At 62.3% G+C, this 18805-nt stretch carries 16 protein-coding genes and 1 riboswitch; of the genes, 9 read left to right on the top strand and 7 right to left on the bottom strand.

What is annotated here, in order from left to right; genetic code table 11:
* Positions 1–10: 10 nt before the first annotated feature.
* The gene (locus ACMDCR_RS14490) at positions 11–709 is read right to left on the bottom strand and encodes a phosphatidylserine decarboxylase (RefSeq protein ID WP_413993182.1); all 699 of its coding nucleotides are present in this window, start codon (positions 707–709) and stop codon (positions 11–13) included.
* Positions 710–867: 158 nt separating this feature from the next.
* Between ACMDCR_RS14490 and ACMDCR_RS14485 the strand changes: the two genes are divergently transcribed.
* The 4 genes from ACMDCR_RS14485 (at position 868) to ACMDCR_RS14470 (ending at position 4091) form a co-directional block, all read left to right on the top strand.
* On the top strand, positions 868–1668 hold the full coding sequence (locus ACMDCR_RS14485; protein ID WP_413993181.1) for an ABC transporter ATP-binding protein: 801 nt from the start codon (positions 868–870) through the stop codon (positions 1666–1668).
* A 115-nt stretch (positions 1669–1783) separates the two neighbouring features.
* Positions 1784–2560: a transporter substrate-binding domain-containing protein gene (locus tag ACMDCR_RS14480; RefSeq protein ID WP_413993180.1), complete on the top strand. Its 777-nt coding sequence runs from the start codon at positions 1784–1786 to the stop codon at positions 2558–2560.
* Between the two features lie 94 nt (positions 2561–2654).
* A complete protein-coding gene (locus tag ACMDCR_RS14475; RefSeq protein ID WP_413993179.1) occupies positions 2655–3359 on the top strand; it encodes an ABC transporter permease in 705 nt (234 codons plus the stop codon).
* A 9-nt stretch (positions 3360–3368) separates the two neighbouring features.
* Positions 3369–4091, top strand: a complete 723-nt coding sequence (locus ACMDCR_RS14470; protein WP_413993178.1) for an ABC transporter permease subunit — start codon at positions 3369–3371, stop codon at positions 4089–4091.
* 37 nt (positions 4092–4128) lie between these two features.
* Here ACMDCR_RS14470 and ACMDCR_RS14465 read toward each other — a convergent pair whose 3' ends face one another.
* From ACMDCR_RS14465 to alaS, 3 genes are all read right to left on the bottom strand, one after another.
* On the bottom strand, positions 4129–4917 hold the full coding sequence (locus ACMDCR_RS14465; protein ID WP_413993177.1) for a dimethylarginine dimethylaminohydrolase family protein: 789 nt from the start codon (positions 4915–4917) through the stop codon (positions 4129–4131).
* Between the two features lie 163 nt (positions 4918–5080).
* Positions 5081–5272: a hypothetical protein gene (locus ACMDCR_RS14460; protein ID WP_413993176.1), complete on the bottom strand. Its 192-nt coding sequence runs from the start codon at positions 5270–5272 to the stop codon at positions 5081–5083.
* Entirely contained in the window at positions 5273–7924 is a 2652-nt protein-coding gene (gene alaS, locus ACMDCR_RS14455) for an alanine--tRNA ligase (protein WP_413993619.1), read from the bottom strand.
* A 452-nt stretch (positions 7925–8376) separates the two neighbouring features.
* Here alaS and ACMDCR_RS14450 point away from each other — a divergent pair, with 452 nt between their 5' ends.
* A complete protein-coding gene (locus ACMDCR_RS14450; RefSeq protein WP_413993175.1) occupies positions 8377–9294 on the top strand; it encodes an NAD(P)-dependent oxidoreductase in 918 nt (305 codons plus the stop codon).
* A 172-nt stretch (positions 9295–9466) separates the two neighbouring features.
* On the opposite strand, the gene recA is transcribed toward ACMDCR_RS14450, so the two are convergent.
* From recA to ACMDCR_RS14435, 3 genes are all read right to left on the bottom strand, one after another.
* Positions 9467–10540, bottom strand: coding sequence for a recombinase RecA (recA, locus tag ACMDCR_RS14445; protein ID WP_413993174.1), 1074 nt, complete (start codon positions 10538–10540; stop codon positions 9467–9469).
* 452 nt (positions 10541–10992) lie between these two features.
* On the bottom strand, positions 10993–12279 hold the full coding sequence (locus ACMDCR_RS14440; protein WP_413993173.1) for a porin: 1287 nt from the start codon (positions 12277–12279) through the stop codon (positions 10993–10995).
* Positions 12280–12584: 305 nt separating this feature from the next.
* The gene (locus tag ACMDCR_RS14435; RefSeq protein ID WP_413993172.1) at positions 12585–14225 is read right to left on the bottom strand and encodes a fumarate hydratase; all 1641 of its coding nucleotides are present in this window, start codon (positions 14223–14225) and stop codon (positions 12585–12587) included.
* A gap of 178 nt (positions 14226–14403) precedes the next feature.
* A riboswitch (cobalamin riboswitch) is annotated at positions 14404–14615 on the top strand.
* 120 nt (positions 14616–14735) lie between these two features.
* Between ACMDCR_RS14435 and ACMDCR_RS14430 the strand changes: the two genes are divergently transcribed.
* From ACMDCR_RS14430 to ACMDCR_RS14415, 4 genes are all read left to right on the top strand, one after another.
* Positions 14736–15980 (top strand): aromatic ring-hydroxylating oxygenase subunit alpha, encoded by a 1245-nt coding sequence (locus ACMDCR_RS14430; protein WP_413993171.1) that lies wholly within the window; start codon positions 14736–14738, stop codon positions 15978–15980.
* An 89-nt stretch (positions 15981–16069) separates the two neighbouring features.
* A complete protein-coding gene (locus tag ACMDCR_RS14425; RefSeq protein ID WP_413993170.1) occupies positions 16070–17131 on the top strand; it encodes a 2Fe-2S iron-sulfur cluster-binding protein in 1062 nt (353 codons plus the stop codon).
* Between the two features lie 3 nt (positions 17132–17134).
* Positions 17135–17434 (top strand): hypothetical protein, encoded by a 300-nt coding sequence (locus ACMDCR_RS14420; RefSeq protein ID WP_413993169.1) that lies wholly within the window; start codon positions 17135–17137, stop codon positions 17432–17434.
* Between the two features lie 370 nt (positions 17435–17804).
* Positions 17805–18743 (top strand): IS110 family transposase, encoded by a 939-nt coding sequence (locus tag ACMDCR_RS14415; RefSeq protein ID WP_413990083.1) that lies wholly within the window; start codon positions 17805–17807, stop codon positions 18741–18743.
* The last annotated feature ends 62 nt before the right edge of the window (positions 18744–18805 follow it).

Below are 18805 nucleotides of genomic sequence, written 5' to 3'. Positions count from 1 at the left end.
GTTTGGCCGATCAGCCGATGCGGTGGGTGAGATGCGGCATGGCGGCGGCAGCATCGGCAATGATCGTCTCGCCGGCCACCATTTTCTGGCCGATACCCACCTGCGGGCGCACGCCCTCGGGCAGGTACACGTCGACGCGCGACCCGAAGCGGATCATGCCGAGGCGCTGGCCGACCGCGACATGCTCGTTCTCGCCGGTCCAGCAGACAATGCGGCGGGCCACCAGGCCCGCAATCTGCACCACGCCATAGCGCACCGAACCGGTATCGATGATGAAGCCGTTGCGTTCATTGTCCTCGCTCGCCTTGTCGAGGTCGGCATTGAGGAACTTGCCCGGCTTGTAGGCGATCCGTGTGATGGTGCCGGTCACCGGGCTGCGGTTCACATGGCAGTCGAACACGTTCATGAAGACCGAGACGCGCAGCAGCGACTGGTTGGCGAGGCCGAGTTCCGGAGGCGGCAGCACGTGGGCGATCTGGCTCACCACACCATCGGCCGGCGAGACCACCAGCCCGTCCCGCACCGGCGTGACGCGCGGAGGATCGCGGAAGAAATAGGCTACCCAGGCCGTAATGATCAGCAGCGGCCAGAACAGCACCTGGACCCAGATCAGCGCGATCAGGGTGAGCACGCCGGCTACGGCCAGGAAGGGGTAGCCTTCACGGTTGATGGGGACCAGGACTTTCCGAATGGAAGAGGCAATCGACATCGATGGGTTCCAATTTGGCTGCTTGGGTACCCCAAACTTCCACCAAAGACCAGAGCATGACGTAAACCCTAAAGGGCCTGCTCCCAGCTTGTGCAATCTGAAATGGCTGCTAGAGTTCTAGGCAGAAGCGCGTGAAAAACGAAACGTGAGGTGGCTGGATGCCTGAGGGAAGCACGCAAGCGGCAGAGGATCAAACGCCGGTTGTCCAGCTCGATAATATTCACAAGAGCTTCGGCCTGCTGGAAGTCCTCAAGGGCGTCTCCCTAACGGCACATCAAGGCGACGTCATCGCGCTGATTGGCGCGTCCGGCTCCGGCAAGAGCACGTTGCTGCGCTGCACGAACCTCCTGGAAGTTCCCAACTCAGGCCGCATCCTCATCGGCAATGAGGAGATCCGGCTCAAGCTCACCAGTACCGGCGCCATGGCCGTGGCCGATCAGAAGCAGCTCCAGCGCATCAGGAGTCGTCTTGGCATGGTGTTCCAGAGCTTCAACCTCTGGGCCCACCGAACCGTCCTGGAGAATGTCATCGAGGCGCCCGTGCATGTGCTCGGCGAGAACAAGGCCGAGGCCATCGAGCACGGCGAACAACTCCTGAAGAAGGTTGGATTATACGCCAAGAAGGACACCTACCCCGCCTTTCTCTCAGGCGGGCAGCAGCAGCGGGCCGCCATTGCCCGCGCTCTGGCGATCCGCCCGAAAGTCATGCTGTTCGACGAGCCGACTTCGGCGCTCGACCCCGAATTGGTGGGCGAGGTGCTGCGCGTGATCCGCGATCTTGCCGCCGAGGGCCGCACCATGATCGTGGTCACGCATGAAATGGCCTTTGCCCGCGATGTCGCGAACCATGTGATGTATCTCTACAACGGTAATGTCGAGGAGGAGGGCCCGCCCTCAAAGGTGTTCGGCAATCCCAATAGCGAACGTTGCCGTCAGTTCGTCTCTCCGAGGCAACATTAGCCGAAGTTATTCGTTCCGGGGCAGGAGGGCGTCAGAACACTCGCGGACTCAAGACTTGCAAAATCAAACCACCATAAAAACAAAAGACGACCGTTCCATCCAGCAGGGAAATAAGATGAAAAATCTCAACATGAAAATGCTTGCGGCCACCGCGATCTTCATCAGCGCGGCCTTCGCCTCGGCCCAGGCCAACCCGATCAAGGTGAGCGTCGCTGCCGAACCCTATCCGCCCTTCGCCTCGCTCGATGCTTCAGGCAAGTGGGTCGGCTTCGAGGTCGATCTCGCCAACCTGGTCTGCAAGGCGGCCAAGCTCGATTGTGAAATCGTCGCCACCGCTTGGGACGGCATCATCCCGGCGCTGACCTCCAAGAAGATCGACGTGATCTGGGCCTCGATGACCATCACGCCCGAGCGCTCGCAGCAGGTCGCCTTCACCATCCCCTACTACAACACGCCGGCCGAGTTCATCGGCAGCAAGGACGACAAGTTCGACTTCACCGCTGAAGGCCTGAAGGGCAAGACCATCGGCGTGCAGACTAGCACCATCCACGCCCAATATGTGCAGAAGGCCTATCCCGACGCCGACATCAAGACCTACGGCACGCAGGACGCCGCCAATGCCGACCTCGCCGCTGGCCGCCTCGACCTTGTGCTGGCCGATGCCGCGGCCCTCGACGATTTCCTGAACGGCAAGGACGGGACTTGCTGCGACGTCAAGACCTTCCCCAAGGATCCGATCTTCGAAGGCGGCGTCGGCGGCGGCTTGCGCAAGGAAGATACCGACCTGAAGGCCAAGTTCGACGAGGGCATCAAGGCCGTCTACGCCAGCGGCGATTTCGCCACGCTCGAGAAGAAGTACTTCAAATACGAAGTCGGCACCCCGCCGAAGTGAGCCGGACCGGGCGCTTGTCTGCCTGAGATTTCGGTTTCCGTGCCAACCGGCCTGACGCGTCAGGCCGGTCCCTTTCTTCATGGCGGAATCGGACGTGGAAGCATTTTGGCAACAAATCGTGGCGGGCTGGGGCGTCGCCTTTCTGCAGGGGCTTATGGTCACCGTCGAACTGTCGATCGGCGGTTACATCGCGGGCCTGCTGATCGGCGGCCTCGTGGCCTGGGCAAAACTGCGTGGACCGCGCTGGGCCGTGGCACTGGCCAATGGCTACTCAACCATCTGCCGCGCCGTACCGGAAGTCCTGATGATCCTGATCCTTTATTATGCAGGCCAACAGGCGCTCAATGAACTGCTGGCAGGACTAGGATTCGGTGCGGTGGGCATCGACGGCTTCTATGCCGCCCTCGTGGTGCTTGGCATCGTGCAGGGCGCCTATGCTTCGGAGATCTTGCGCGGCGCGGTGCTGGCCTTGCCCAAGGGGCAGATCGAGGCGGCCAAGGCCTATGGCATGCATGGCTTCGGACTGTTCCGGCGGGTTATCCTGCCGTTGATGATCCCCTTTGCCTTTGCCGGCCTCACCAATCTGTGGATGTCGATCCTCAAGGATTCGGCGCTGATCTTCGTGGTCGGCTACAAGGAGTTGATCTCCACCGCCATGGCGGCGGCGGGTTCCACACGCATGTATTTCTCGTTCCTGCTGTTTTGCGGCATGATCTTCTATGCGCTCACGCAGTTCTCCAACATCTTCATCAAGATGATCGACCATCACATCCGGCGTTGGATGCCGAGGCTGGGGTGAGGCATAGTCATGGATCTTGCAACTTGGTTCGTCGGCAACTTCGCCTGGATCGGTAAATTCTGGGTGGCTATCCTCAGCGGCTTCTTCACGACGCTGAAGCTCCTGTTCTTCTCGCTGTTGTTCGGCTACCCGCTGGCAATCCTCGTCGGCTTTGGACGCGTCTCCAAGAACCCGGCCCTCTATGGCCTGGCGACGGGCTTCGTGTCGGTCATTCGCGGCACGCCGCTGCTGGTGCAGCTCTTCATCTATTATTACGGCCTCGGCTCGCTATTTCCCGCCATTCCCGGCATCCGCCAGAGCTTCATCTGGCCGGTCCTCAAGGATGGCTACTACTACGTCATCTTCGCCCTGGTGATCAGCGTCGGCGGCTATGTCGGCGAGATCGTGCGCGGTGCCTTGCTCTCGGTACCGCGTGGCGAACTGGAGGCGGGGCGTGCCTATGGCTTCCATGGCATGTCGCTAATCCGCCGCATCTGGCTCCCGCGTGCCATGCAGGCGATGATGCCGACCTTCGCCGGAGAGACCGTGCTGTGCCTGAAATCCACGGCGCTTGCCTATCTCGTCAGCGTGCAGGACCTGCTCGGCCAGATCAATATCATCCGCTCAAGGGAGGCCATCACCTACACGCCGCTCCTGGTGGTGGCGGTGGGCTACCTCCTTACCACACTGGTGATCGAGGCCGTATTCCGCCGCTTCGAGGCGAATTTTGCGAAAACGACGCGGCCCGCTTAATGCCGGGAACTCGGACGTCCTCGTCCGCTCTCCCAGGTTAGCTGTGCCAGCGCAGCGACATGCAGGAGAGGCCTGCGTCGATCTTTGCGATCTCGCCCGTAGGCAGGCGCACGACACTGTAGCCTTCCGCCTCCAGCATTGACGCCGTGCGAGGATAATCGGCGCCCACGAAGACGCGCTCGTTCACGCGCAACGCGTTGGCCCCGGCCTCCTCGCCTTCCGGCACCAGCAACACGCGCAGGCCGTCGAACACGCCTGAGGCCGCCAGCCGGGCGGTCGCGAGCATGGTGGACGCATCGAGCAGCGAGCAGTCCGACTTGAAGTGCAGCACGCCCGGCGGCGTGCTGACGATGACGCCCTTGCGGCCGAGTTCGGCCAGCAGTGCGATCAGGGACTCTGCTCCCTCCCGCGTGGTGCGATCGGACAGGCCGATCATGACCTTGTCAGGCGTCACCAGCACGTCGCCGCCATCGGCGAAGCCCGGCGCTGGCAGGGACAGGACATTGTCGAAGCGCCGGCGCAGCACCTGTTCGATCGCGGCTGTCTCTCCGAATCGGCTTTCCGCGCCCGGACGCAGCAGGATGGCGCCTTCAGGAAACACCAGCGCGGGATCCTCGACGAACAGCGAATCCGGAAACTCCTCCAGCGCCGGCAGCACCTCGACTTCGACACCGGCAGCCTGCAGCGCCTCGACATAGAGCCGATGCTCGGTACCGACACCCTCATGCGTCGGCGCGCCGCGATCCTCGGCCCGCAGCCCCTCTGTCACGCTCACGGGCGGCAGGCGAACGATGGCGTTGTCGAAGCTGTAGACGGGAAAGCTCATGGTCGTCCCCCAGTGCGAAAGCGTCTTCTGGCCCGGCGGTTGCGCGAGGCAATTGAAGGGTTTGTCTTTTTTCAGGCGGGAACTGCATCCCCACGTGCTGGTCAAGCGCGGCGGTTCCGAGAATGGCAGTCGAAGACTGCCACTCCATTTCCCCCTGGCCGGCTCAGGCCTCCGGCGGCTTGTACTGGATCAGATAGGTCCAGGCGCCGTAAGCGGCGACGAGCGCGAACATGATCCCCCAGAACTGGTTGCCGTTGATGAGCTCTACCACGGCCCAGACGCCCGGCAGGATACAGAGCGCCAGGCGCACCCAGAGTGGCTGCATCCATTTCGGCGTGGGGGGTGGCGGTGACATTCAGGCCTCCGCCACTGCGGCTGCGATGGCGTCGAGCGCCGCCTGCGCCTTGGCGCCATCCGGGCCACCGGCCTGCGCCATATCGGGACGCCCGCCGCCGCCCTTGCCGCCGAGGGCTTCGGAGCCCCTGCGCACCAGATCGACGGCATTGAAGCTGCCGGTCAGGTCCGAGGTCACGCCGACCACGAGGCCGGCGCGTCCGTCCTCGGAGGTGGCGACGATGGCGACGACGCCGGAACCGATCTGCTTCTTGCCCTCGTCAGCCAGGGCTTTGAGGTCCTTGAGCTCGATACCGGACACGGCCTTGGCAAGCAGGCGCGTCTTGCCGGCGGTGCGGATCTCGCTTTCTCCGCCCCCTCCGCCCATGGCGAGCTTCTTGCGGGCCTCGGCGAGATCGCGCTCCAGCTTGCGATGCTCCTCCATCAGGGCGGTGAGACGGTCGCCCGCCTCGTGCACGGGCGTGCGCAGCACGTCGGAGAGGCCCTGCAGCAGGCGGCTCTCATTGACGAGATGCTTGCGGGCGCCCTCGGCCGTCATGGCCTCGATACGGCGTACGCCGGCTGCCACCGCACTGTTCGAGACGATGCGGATCAGGCCGATATCGCCGGTACGCCGCACATGCGTGCCGCCGCACAGTTCCACCGACCACGCCTTGTTGGAGCCCGGCAGGCCCTCGCCCATCGCGACGACACGAACTTCGTCGCCATATTTCTCGCCGAACAGCGCACGCGCGCCCGAGGCAATGGCATCGTCCACACTCATCAGGCGAGTCGTCACTTCGCTGTTCTGCAGCACGATCTCGTTGGCAAGGTCCTCGATCTCGCGCAGTTCCTCATCCGTGATGAGCTTGGGGTGCGAGAAGTCGAAGCGAAGTCGGTCTGGCGCCACCAGCGAACCCTTCTGCGCCACGTGATCGCCCAGCGTGAGGCGCAGTGCCTCGTGCAGCAGATGGGTGGCCGAATGGTTTGCGCGGATGGCGGAGCGGCGCTTGTGGTCGACAGCCAGTTCCAGCGCATCGCCAACCTTCAGCGTGCCCTCCTCCACCGTGATGGCGTGGACAAAGAGATCGCCAAGCTTCTTCTGCGTATCGGTAACCTGTACCTTCAGGCCCGTTGCATGGACCAGGCCGGCATCGCCCTGCTGGCCGCCGGATTCGCCATAGAACGGCGTCTGGTTGAGGATGAGGAAACCGCTCTCGCCTTTATTGAGGGCCTCAACCTGCCTGCCGTCCTTGACGAGAGCGAGTGCCACGCCCTCCGCCGTCTCGGTCTCATAGCCGAGGAATTCGGAGGCACCCACTTGCTCCTTGAGGCCGAACCACACGGCTTCGGTAGCCGCGTCGCCGGAGCCGGCCCAGGCCGCGCGGGCCTTGGCCTTCTGCTGCCGCATGGCGGCGTCATAGCTGTCGAGATCGACCGAGGTGTTGCGGGCCCGCAGAGCGTCCTGCGTCAGGTCCAGCGGAAAGCCATAGGTGTCATAAAGCGTGAAGGCGACGTCGCCGGAGAAGACCTGGCCGTCGCCGAGCTTCTTCGCCTCGCCGTCGAGCAAAGCGAGGCCGCGCTCCAGCGTGCGGCGGAAGCTGGTCTCCTCGAGGCGCAGCGTCTCGCTGATCAGATCTTCGGCGCGAACGAGTTCGGGATAGGCCGCGCCCATCTCGCGCACCAGTGCGGGCACCAGCCTCCACATGGTCGGATCCTTGGCGCCGAGCAGCGAGATATGGCGCATGGCGCGGCGCATGATGCGGCGCAGCACGTAGCCGCGCCCCTCGTTCGAGGGCAGCACGCCGTCTGCAACCAGGAAGGAAGAGGCGCGCAGATGGTCGGCGATGACACGATGACTGGCGAGCGTGTCGCCCTCGGCCGCCACGCCGATCGCCTCGACCGAGGCGCGGATCAGCGCCTGGAAGAGATCAATGTCGTAATTGTTGTGCTTGTGCTGCAGAACGGCGGCGATGCGCTCCAGACCCATGCCGGTGTCGATCGAGGGGCGCGGCAGATCCACGCGTTCCCCGCCCGGCAGATCCTCGAACTGCATGAAGACGAGGTTCCAGATCTCGATGAAGCGATCGCCGTCGGCATCCGGCGAGCCGGGCGGACCGCCCCAGATATGATCGCCATGGTCATAGAAGATCTCCGAGCACGGGCCGCTCGGGCCGGTATCGCCCATGCGCCAGTAATTGTCGGAGGTCGCGATGCGCACGATCTTGTCGTCGGAAAGGCCGGCGATCTTCTTCCACAGCGCGTAGGCATCGTCATCCTCGGAGAAGACGGTGACCATCAGCTTGGAGGCCGGCAGGCCGAAATCCCTGGTGATCAGGTTCCAGGCAAGCTCGATCGCGCGTTCCTTGAAATAGTCGCCGAAGGAAAAGTTCCCCAGCATCTCGAAGAAGGTGTGGTGGCGCGCGGTATAGCCGACATTGTCGAGATCGTTGTGCTTGCCGCCGGCGCGCACGCATTTCTGCGAGGTCGCGGCCCGCGAATAGGGGCGCTTCTCGATACCGGTGAAGACGTTCTTGAACTGCACCATACCGGCATTGGTGAACATCAGCGTCGGGTCGTTGCGCGGCACCAGCGGTGAGGATGCCACGGCCTCGTGGCCGTTCCGCACGAAATAATCGAGAAAGGTGGATCGGATCTCGTTGACGCCGCTCATTGCCCGGTATGCCTGTTCCGGCTGGCCATCCCCTTCGGGCAGGACCAGCATCATCATGGTGGAGGGGCGTTGTAGCGGGGCCTTCCCGGCCTGTCGAGGGTTGCGACAGGCCTGAAGGAAGGGAGAAGGCAGCTTTTCGCAAGAATACCGATCCTGGGCGTAGCGAGGTGTCCGAGCAGAATGACACGCCGCCTATCCGTCATTCCGGCGCTCCCAAAGGCAGAGCCCGGAATCCATGAACACAGTCCTGCGACGCCCATGTTCATGGATCCCGTCTCTTCGGCCGGGATGACGGTGCGCCGAGATTTAAGAGGAAAGGCCTCCAGCCTCCCGCACGGCCCTTGCAATGCGCGGATTTGTCCTACCAATTTGCTTGCATTCCAGCGCGCGACATCCTCCATTACGCTCCTTTCAGAACCACAGACCACAGGGACGGAAACGGGATCATTGCCATGACGGACGGGAAAGAGACAGTCGGCTTCATCGGGCTTGGCTTCATGGGCCACGGCATGGCCAAGAACATCGTCGAGAAGGGCTATCCCCTCACCATCATTGGCCACCGCAACCGGGCGCCGATCGAGGATCTGGTGGCGCGCGGAGCCAAGGAGGTGGCGACGCCCCGCGAGGTCGGCGCCAATTCCACCATCGTCTTCCTATGTGTCACGGGTTCCAGGGAGGTGGAGGCGCTGGTGCGCGGGCCAGATGGGCTGAAGGCCGGCCTCAAGCCGGGCTCCGTGGTGGTGGACTGCTCGACCTCGGACCCCACCTCCTCCCTCGCTATCGCAGCCGAACTCGCGGAGGCCGGCGTCGAATTCGCGGACGCCCCGCTCGGCCGCACGCCGAAGGAGGCCTGGGAGGGCACGCTCGATACCATGGTAGGCGCCGGTGATGCCCTGTTCGAACGCCTGAAGCCGGTGCTCTCGACCTGGGCCGGCCGCGTCATCCATATGGGCGGCACCGGCGATGGGCACCGCATGAAGCTCCTCAACAATTTCGTTTCCCTGGGCTATGCGGCGCTCTATGCCGAGGCCATCGCCCTGGCCGACAAGGTCGGCATTTCGCCCAAGCGCTTCGATGCGGTGATCCGGGGCGGGCGAATGGATTGCGGCTTCTACCAGACCTTCACGCGCTGGGTGCTGGAAGGCGACCGCGACGCCCACAAATTCACCATCGCCAACGCCTTCAAGGATCTGCGCTACCTGGAATCGATGGCTGATGCCGCCGGCGTGATCAATCCGATCGGCAATGCGGTGAAGAACTCCTTCGGTGTCGCGATGGCGGCCGGTGGCGAGCGCTCCTATGTTCCGATGCTGACCGACTTCATCGGCAACCTCAACGGCGTGAACCTCAAGCCGGCCAACCAGCCCTGAGAGCTCAGCCTTATAATCGGGAAGCTGACCGAAGACAGCGCTGACCTTTTCATGCCCGGGCTGTGAGAGCGCCTAAAAATGCAAAAAGAAGGGCGGGTTCAGCACCCGCCCATGTCAACGCAGTACAGGGGTCAACGCAGTACAGGGGTTACGCCATGGAGGGTCAAGGGGCCTACTCGTCTTCCGCCTCGGACGGGTCGATATTGTCGAGGATGCGCTCGGCAATCAGACCGGCATTCTGACGGATCGCCTGCTCGATCTTGTTGGCGATATCGGTATTTTCCTTGAGGAACTGCTTGGCGTTCTCACGCCCTTGCCCGAGGCGCTGGCTCTCATAGCTGAACCAGGCGCCGGACTTCTCGACCACGCCCGCCTTGACGCCGAGATCGACCAGTTCGCCCACCTTCGACACGCCTTCGCCATACATGATGTCGAATTCGATCTGCTTGAAGGGCGGCGCCACCTTGTTCTTGACCACCTTGACGCGGGTCTGGTTGCCGACGACCTCCTCGCGGTCCTTGATGGCGCCGACGCGGCGGATATCGAGGCGCACGGAAGCATAGAACTTCAGGGCGTTGCCGCCCGTCGTCGTCTCGGGGCTGCCATACATCACGCCGATCTTCATGCGGATCTGGTTGATAAAGATCACCATGGAATTGGAACGGCCGATCGAAGCGGTGAGCTTGCGCAGCGCCTGGCTCATAAGGCGAGCCTGCAGGCCGGGCTGGACGTCGCCCATCTCGCCTTCGATTTCGGCCTTCGGCGTCAGGGCGGCGACGGAATCGATGACGATGACGTCGATGGCGCCAGAGCGCACCAGGGTGTCGCAGATCTCCAGCGCCTGTTCGCCCGTATCGGGCTGGGAGATCAGGAGATCGTCGAGATTGACGCCGAGCTTGCGGGCATAGATCGGATCGAGCGCATGTTCGGCATCGATGAAGGCGCAGACACCGCCCTTCTTCTGTGCTTCGGCAACGCTGTGCAGCGCCAGAGTGGTCTTGCCCGAGGATTCAGGCCCGTAAATTTCGATGACACGACCTTTGGGCAAGCCGCCGACGCCGAGCGCAATATCGAGCCCCAGCGAGCCGGTGGGGATCGCCTCCACCTCCATCGACTTGGTGCCCTTGCCGAGGCGCATGATCGAACCTTTCCCAAAGGAACGTTCGATCTGTGATAGGGCGGCGTCGAGCGCCTTCGTCTTGTCCATGGAAGTTCCTTCGACCAAGCGCAGCTGTGTCTGACTCATATGCCCGTTCCCTATCAAGCATGAATGGATTCGTCATCCAATGGATGCGTTTCCTAAGCGTTGGCCTTCGCTGCCTTGCCGGCGACTCCGTGCCCATGGGGTTATGTACGCATTTTGTTCCGGTTCACGCAAGTTCTATTTTTGTTCTCAGCGCGCAAAGTGAATCCTGCGTAAAGCCATTCTGAGTTTACACGTGCATACTTGTTGGCTGAGGCGGGATAGGTGGGGCAGCCTCAGGCTGCCGCTTTTGGAACCTTCACGTTCGGTGGTTGGGTGATGAATGGGGCAGATTGCCAGGGCCGCGGCCCAGACAGGGGAAAGAAATAGCCTTCCTCAATCACGCCAAGCTCGGAGCAGGCGAACAGTACAAGGCCTCGCCGCTTCAGGGGCTCCAAATGAAAACGCCGCGTCGGAAGACGCGGCGTTGATTCGCTTGGAGAAAGCCGGAACGGTCAGAAGGTCCGGCGCAGACGTACACCGGCGCCGACGCTGTCAGCCGTGTCGCGTGGATTTGCCGTTACCGTCGTACCGCCGCCATTCGGATCCTTGTTCTGGTACCAGACTTCGGCACCAGCGATGAAGCCCTTCACCACGGTGTAATTCAGCTGGCCACCGACGACATAATAATGGAAATCGGCAGTCGCGCTGGTAGCAATGTTCGGCGCATCGTAGCGGAGATAACCGCCGAACAGCACAGCCTGGAGCTGGTCGGTGAACTTGAGGCCAGCTTCGGCCTGGATGGCCCAACCCTTGGCCCGGTCAAGATCAAACGGTGCCACGGTGGAAGCATATGCATCCGTGCCGCCGAAGCTCAGCAGGCTGCTGCCACTTGGTTGGGAACCACCCACACCAAGATACTTGACGGCACCTTCCGAATAGCTGCCTTCGGCCGCGATATAGGCACCAGAGAGGATTGGGAAGTTGATGTTGCCTGCAGCACCAACCGAATAGCCCCAATCGGTGCCATAGGCCGCGAGCGCCGAGCGATTCTGATGCAGGGCGCCCATCACCTGGACGCGGCCCCAGCCCGTCTTGTTGTCGTCATAGCCGATCACGCCGACGATATCCGGAACCTGGGCACCGCCTTCTGTATTGATGGCGACGCCATTCAACGTACCGCTGTTGCCGAAGGTGGTGCCGGCGCGGTGATCGCGGTTGTCTTCGATGGACAGCGTGGCGAACGCCTTATCAAACTGGGCCGTGTAGCTGATCAAGTTCCGGCGGCCCTGCTCGCCGAAATAGGGTGCGAAAAACTCGGCCTGATATTTTGGATCGTAGAATGCGTAAGGCGACCAGGCGAAACCAGCCGTCAAACCGCCGAACTGCAGATAGGCCTGGCGGACGGTGAAAGTATCATGGACACCTGTACCGAACGGGGGCGCCGTGCCAGCGTTCGACTCTGCCTGCAATTCGAAGAAGGAGCGCAGGAGACCGTAGTCCGTCTGGGTACGCGCATCGAAGCGAATACGGGCATTCGTGCGGAACTGGGTCTGGTTGATATTCCGCTTGTTGGAAGCAGGATCCGGGTTCGACTGGTACCAATAGTCCGCGCGGATCTGGCCGCTGATCTGAAGGCAGGTGTCGCTTCCCGGAATATAGAAGAAGCCCGGGCCGAAGGCCGAGCAGACCTTCACATATTCTACGGCCTCCCCCTTCGTCATCGGAAGGTCGGCAGCAGCAGCCGCCCCAACAGTGAGCAAGCCGGCGCAGGCGCCGAGAATAATGGAACGTATGGTCATCGATAAACCCCGAATTATTTTATTTGACATCTCAACATAGGTCTTTACTCGTTGAGATATTCGCGTTTAAGTTGTAGAGTATGTCTCGCATCACTTAAACAAGGCTGCTTTTTGCATTGCAGCGAAAGAATCCTGCGCCTTTACCTCAAATTACACAATGTTAAGGTGTGTCACGTTTTAGACACAAAATTCGTTTGTTCATGACTGTGGCGAATGTGCACCACTGCGCCACGACTGCGTGCAGGCAAAAGAAAACCCCTCCCGGGGTCACGGAAGGGGTCGAATTTGCGTCCGAATGAGCGTTTTCAGCCCAGATTGAGCTCCTTGAAGAAGTCGTTGCCTTTGTCGTCGATCACGATGAAGGCGGGGAAATCCTCAACCTCGATCCGCCAGACGGCCTCCATGCCGAGTTCGGGATATTCGAGCACCTCTACTTTCTTGATGCAGTCCTGCGCAAGGCGGGCGGCCGGGCCGCCGATCGAGCCGAGGTAGAAGCCGCCATGCTTGGCGCAGGCTTCGCGCACCTGGGCCGAGCGATTGCCCTTGGCGAGCATCACCATCGACCCGCCGGCTGCCTGGAACTGATCGACATAGGAGTCCATGCGCCCCGCCGTGGTCGGGCCGAAGGATCCGGAGGCGTAGCCGGCCGGCGTCTTGGCCGGGCCGGCATAATAGACGGGGTGGTTCCTGATGTAGTCGGGCAGGCCGCCGCCGGTTTCCAGGCGCTCGCGCAGCTTGGCATGGGCGAGGTCCCGAGCCACGATGATCGGCCCCGAGAGGGACACCCGCGTCTTCACCGGATATTGCGACAGCGTCTCCAGGATCTTCGACATCGACTGGTTCAGGTCGATCTTGACTACGGGGCCACCGAGCCTGCTCTCGTCGATCTCGGGCAGGAAGCGCGCAGGATTATGCTCGAGTTCTTCGAGGAAGATGCCCTCGCGCGTGATTTTGCCCATGGCCTGGCGGTCCGCCGAGCAGGAAACGCCGAGACCGATGGGAAGGCTGGCGCCGTGGCGCGGCAGGCGGATGACACGCACGTCATGGCAGAAATACTTGCCGCCGAACTGCGCACCGACACCGAGCGACTGGGTGAGCGCATGCACTTCCTGCTCGAGTTCGAGGTCGCGGAAGGCATGGCCAAGCTCGGAACCCTGCGTCGGCAGCGTATCGAGATAATGCGCCGAGGCGAGCTTGACGGCCTTCAGCGTCAGCTCTGCCGAGGTTCCGCCGATCACCACCGCCAGGTGATAGGGCGGGCACGCGGCCGTGCCGAGGGTGAGGATCTTCTCCTTGAGAAAAGCGATCAGCCGGTCCTTCGACAGGATCGACGGCGTCGCCTGATAGAGGAAGGTCTTGTTGGCCGAGCCGCCGCCCTTGGCGATGAAGAGGAACTTGTAGGCTTCCTCCCCTTCCGCCGCGATGTCGATCTGGGCCGGCAGGTTGGTCTTGGTGTTCTTCTCCTCGAACATGGAGAGCGGGGCGAGCTGCGAATACCGCAGGTTCTTCTTCTCATAGGCGTCGCGGATGCCTTGCGCGATGGCGCCCTCGTCCTCGCCGTCGGTCCAGACCTTGCGGCCCTTCTTGGCCATCACGATGGCCGTGCCCGTGTCCTGGCACATCGGCAGCACGCCGCCGGCTGCGATATTGGCGTTCTTCAGGAGGTCATAGGCGACGAAGCGGTCATTGTCGGTCGCCTCGGGATCTTCGAGAATGTTGCGCAGCTGCTGCAGGTGGGCGGGCCGCAGGAGATGGTTGATGTCGGCGAAGGCCTGCTCGGCCAGGAGGCGCATCGCCTCGCCTTCGACCTGCAGCACTTCCTTGTCGCCGATCTTCTCCACACGCACGCCCTGGTCCGTCAGCTTCCGGTAAGGCGTCTCGTCCGCTCCCAACGGAAACAGGGGCACATGGGGATAGGAGGGGTTGGAGACGGAATCGGCAGGCATTGGAGAAAGGCTCCGGCTGGATTGCGAGATCAGGGCAATTCCAAACTGCCCATCATGGGCCTTGATGTAGACCTTATCGCTGCCGCTGCCTATGGCTTCCTGAGCGCACTCCCCGCGACAATGTCCCGAACACACCAGCCGACGTCGCTTCGTCTCTAGTGCGTGCAGCGACTCGATGTAGTCTTGAAATATTCGAGGTGCCGGTCCTGCTTTGGGAGGAGGATCGGATAATTGGGAAGCCGGCGGAAACCCCGGCGCTGCCCCCGCAACGGTAGAGGAGTTGGTCGAGGCAATCAGCCACTGGATCGGCAACGATCTGGGAAGGCGCCAAGACCAGGCCCCAAAGGCCACTCCTGAGCCCGGAAACCAGCCGCGAATGAAACCGATGGATCGCGGCGGGCGTTCCGGAAGGAGGATAGGGATTCGGGTGCCGCCGGCACGAGCAATTCCATCCGCTTCCAGTCCCACCACTCTCCGTCAAACGCACAGATGGTCACGTGGGATTTTGACATGAATGCGCATCAGGACATGCTCGGCCGCCTTCGCGGCCATCGCCCCGGCACGACGCTGGACGGCAAGTTCTATACGGACGCCGACTACTTCAAGCTCGACATGGAGCATATCTGGTATCGCGAATGGCTGTTCGCCGGCCATGATTGCGAGCTGGCCAAGCCCGGCAGCTACATCACCCTGCAGATCGGCGACTATCCCGTCATCGTGCTGCGCTCGGGCGACGGCGCCATCCGCGCCTTCCACAATTCCTGCCGCCACCGTGGTTCGCGTCTGTGTTCGGCCGAGCGCGGCACCGTCGCCAAGCTCGTCTGCCCCTATCACCAGTGGACCTACGAGCTCGACGGCCGCCTTCTGTTCGCCCGGGACATGGGCGCGAATTTCGATGCCAGGCAATACGGCCTGAAGCCCGTCCACTGCGAGAGCGTCGGCGGCTATCTCTGGATATGCCTCGCCAAGGACGCGCCGGACTTCGAGGCCTTCCGCGCGCAGGTGATGCCCTATCTGGCGCCGCATCGGCTCAAGGATGCGAAGGTCGCCTTCGAGAGCACCATTGTCGAGCAGGGCAACTGGAAGCTGGTATGGGAGAACAATCGCGAATGCTACCATTGCTCCGGCAACCATCCCGAGCTCTGCCGCACCTTCCCGGAAGCGCCCACGGTGAGCGGTGTGCAGGGTGCCCAGGACGACCCCTTGATATCGGCCCATTGGGACCGCTGCGAGGAGGCCGGCCTGCCCTCCACCTTCAAGATCTCGGAGAGCGGCCAGTTCCGCACGGCCCGCATGCCGCTGCTGCGAAACGCGCTCAGCTACACCATGTCGGGCAAGCCGGCCGTGAGCCGGCCGCTGAGTTCATCGATCGAGGACGGCAATATCGGCACGCTGCTGCTTTTCCATTATCCCACCACCTGGAACCATGTGCTGGGTGACCACGCGGTCAGCTTCCGCGTCATCCCGATCGGCCCAAGGGAGACGCAGGTCACCACCAAGTGGCTGGTGCACAAGGATGCGGTCGAAGGCGTCGACTACAATCTCGATGACCTCACTCATGTCTGGACCATGACCAACGACCAGGACCGCCAGATCGTCGAGGAGAACCAGCGCGGCGTCTCCTCGCCCGCCTACACGCCCGGCCCCTATGCGCCGGATCATGAAGGCGGCGTGATGCAGTTCGTCGAATGGTACCGCAACGCGATGGAAGCATCGCTGGGCGGCGACGCCGTGCGCCTGCGCAGCGTGGCGTAAGCCGGGAGCGCGGACATCCTGTCCGCTCTTCTTTTCCGCAAGCGATACCTCTCCAAGAGCGGACTGGAAGTCCGCGCTCCCAGGATCCCATGTTCAAGCATCTCGACCAAACCCCACCCTGGAACGACAAGGCGCAGACACTGGAATGCGTCTCGATCGTCAGCGAAGGCCGCGATGTGGCGACCTTCACCTTCCGCGCCTCCGAGGAAGGCTGGTTCCGCTATGAGCCGGGCCAGTTCATCACCCTGGAGATCCCGGCGGCGAACGGTCCCGTGCTGCGGACCTATACGCTCTCCTCCAGCCCATCGCGCCCGATGTCGATCAGCGTCACCGCCAAGGCGCAGGCGACCAGCGTCGGCACGCGCTGGATGCTCGATAACCTCAAGCCGGGCACGCGGATGAAGGCCCATGGCCCGCTCGGCCAGTTCACCTTCCACCGCCATCCGGCGGAGAAATACCTCTTCATCTCAGCCGGTTCCGGCATTACGCCGATGATGTCGATGACGCGCTTTGCCGCCGACCACGGCAAGGCCACCGACATTGCCTTCGTCAATTGCGCGCGCCGGCCCTCGGAGATCATCTTCCGGCACGAACTGGAGCGCCTTGCTGCCGGCATGCGGCATCTGCGCCTTGCCTGGATCGTCGAGGAGGCCGATGCCGGCGAAATATGGACCGGCTTTCGCGGCCGTCTCAATGCCCCGGCCCTGCGCCTGATCGCTCCTGATTTCCGTGAGCGTGAAGTGTTCTGTTGCGGTCCCGCGCCCTTCATGGCGGCGGTGAAGGACATGCTGGAGGCCAATGGCTACGACATGCGCCGCTATCATGAGGAGAGCTTCCAGCCGCCGGAGATTGACGAGAAGTCTGTCCAGATCGATCCCGAGGCGGTTAGCGAAGGGAGCGTCGCCTTCACGCGTTCCGGTATCGAGGTCCCCTCCTCCAGCCAGGAGACCATCCTGCAGCTCGCCCGTGCCGCCGGCCTCAACCTGCCGACCGGATGCACCATGGGCCTGTGTGGAACCTGCAAGGTGCAGCGCCTGTCCGGCGAGACGGTGATGAACCATCAGGGCGGCATCCGAGAGGAGGAGATCGAGGCCGGTTTCGTGCTTGCCTGCTGCACACGGCCGGTCGGCCGCGTCGAGATCGAGGCCTGAGCCATGCAGGCCTTCGAACCTCTCAATCCCGATGCGCTTGTCGTGCACGCCCTGCTCTCGATGTCGGGCGATATTGTCGAGACGGCGGAGGAGCGGGCTCGCACACTGCTGTTCAGCTGGGTTCTCAGCCTCAAGCCGGGCGTGGATCTGGCGACCGCGGCGATCGATCTGAAGTGCCAGCTCCTCACCGCCTCCCCCGAGCACAATCCGCTCCTGCCGCATCTATGTGAATTGCTGGACGAAGTTCGCACGCATGCGGGCCGTTCGCGCGGGCGCCGGCGTCGCGTTCGCGCGGATGCCTGAAGGCGACCCTGGGATCGCAAGCTTCCAGCCCATATGCGCTAACTTTGCAGAAAAAGGCGCGCGAAACGCGGAGTGGCGATCTCCGATCGCCATCTTCTTCACCGGTAAACACATCGTTTCCAAGAATGGCGATCAGAGATCGCCACTTGTGTAATTGGGATGTGCTTTAGTTGTGCTGCTTCGTGAGGAGTGCCATGGGCTGGGTGGCCACCCAGCCCATGGCGGCCGTTCGTTCGGATCGTGATCGCCACCAGGCTTGGGCCTGTCTTGGAGCTTGATCGTCGGACGGCCTCTTCAATCGACCCGGAAGGTTGCCAGAACCTTGGGTTCGCACACAAGGCAGGGCCAAATGAAGACATCTCATGGTAGCATGAACGTTGCAGGAATCGACATCGGCAAGGCCAAGCTCGATGTCGGGTTGGACAAGGATGAGGAGCGGCTGGAAGCCAGCAACGAGCCTGCGGGCTTTGCCCAGATCATCGCCTTCCTCAAGCGCCAGCAGGTAAGCCTGGTTGGCGTGGAGGCCACCGGCAGCTACGGCTTCGATTTAATCCAGGCCTTGCAGGAAGCCGGCTTCGCGATCGCCCAGCACCAGCCCGCCCAGATCAAGCTCTACCGCAAGATGCAGCTCAAGAGGGCCAAGACGGACGTCATCGATGCCGTCTTGATTGCCCGCTTCACGGCCTTGGGGGAGCAAAAACCCGCGTTCTCAGATGCCAGATTGGCCCGTTTTGCCGAGAAACTGCTCTTTCTCGAACAAGCGCGCGAGGATGCCATCCGCCTGCAGGGGCGTCTGGATCGTTATCGCGACACAGGTCTTATCGCCAAGATCAAAGCCGATATCACAAGCTTCAAGGCCAGGGCCAAGCAAGAGCTCGCTGCCTTGAAGAAGGAACTGCGAGCCCATGGCGACCTCGACAAGGCCTTCAAGCTCCTACTCTCCATTCCCGGCATCGGCGATTACAGTGCCCTCGTCCTGATCATCCGATTGCCCGAACTGGTGCATCTGGAGCCGACCCAGATCGCTTCTCTCGTCGGCGTCGCCCCCTTCAACAACGACAGCGCCACCGTGCGCGGCACTCGCTCAATCGCAGGTGGCAGAAAGAACATTCGCAACGCCCTTTATTTGCCAACCCTGGCTGCCGCCACTCAGTGGAACCCCGACCTGAAGGTCCTCTACGACCGTCTTAAGGCAAAAGGAAAGGAGACAAAGGTCGCCGTCATCGCCGCAATGCGTAAGCTTCTCATCATCGCCAGAGCCGTCCTTATCCGAGGCTCAATTTGGACCCCAAAAACCCAAGTCGATTAAGGTTGCTCCCAGCCTGAACCTCATCGCCTTAAGTTGGCGCATATAGGCAAGGATGCCTTGCG

Source organism: Labrys okinawensis, from assembly GCF_047345005.1.
Taxonomy (GTDB): Bacteria; Pseudomonadota; Alphaproteobacteria; order Rhizobiales; family Labraceae; genus Labrys; species Labrys okinawensis.
Note: the sequence above shows the minus strand (reverse complement) of the source record. Positions and strands in the feature narration are given on the sequence as shown.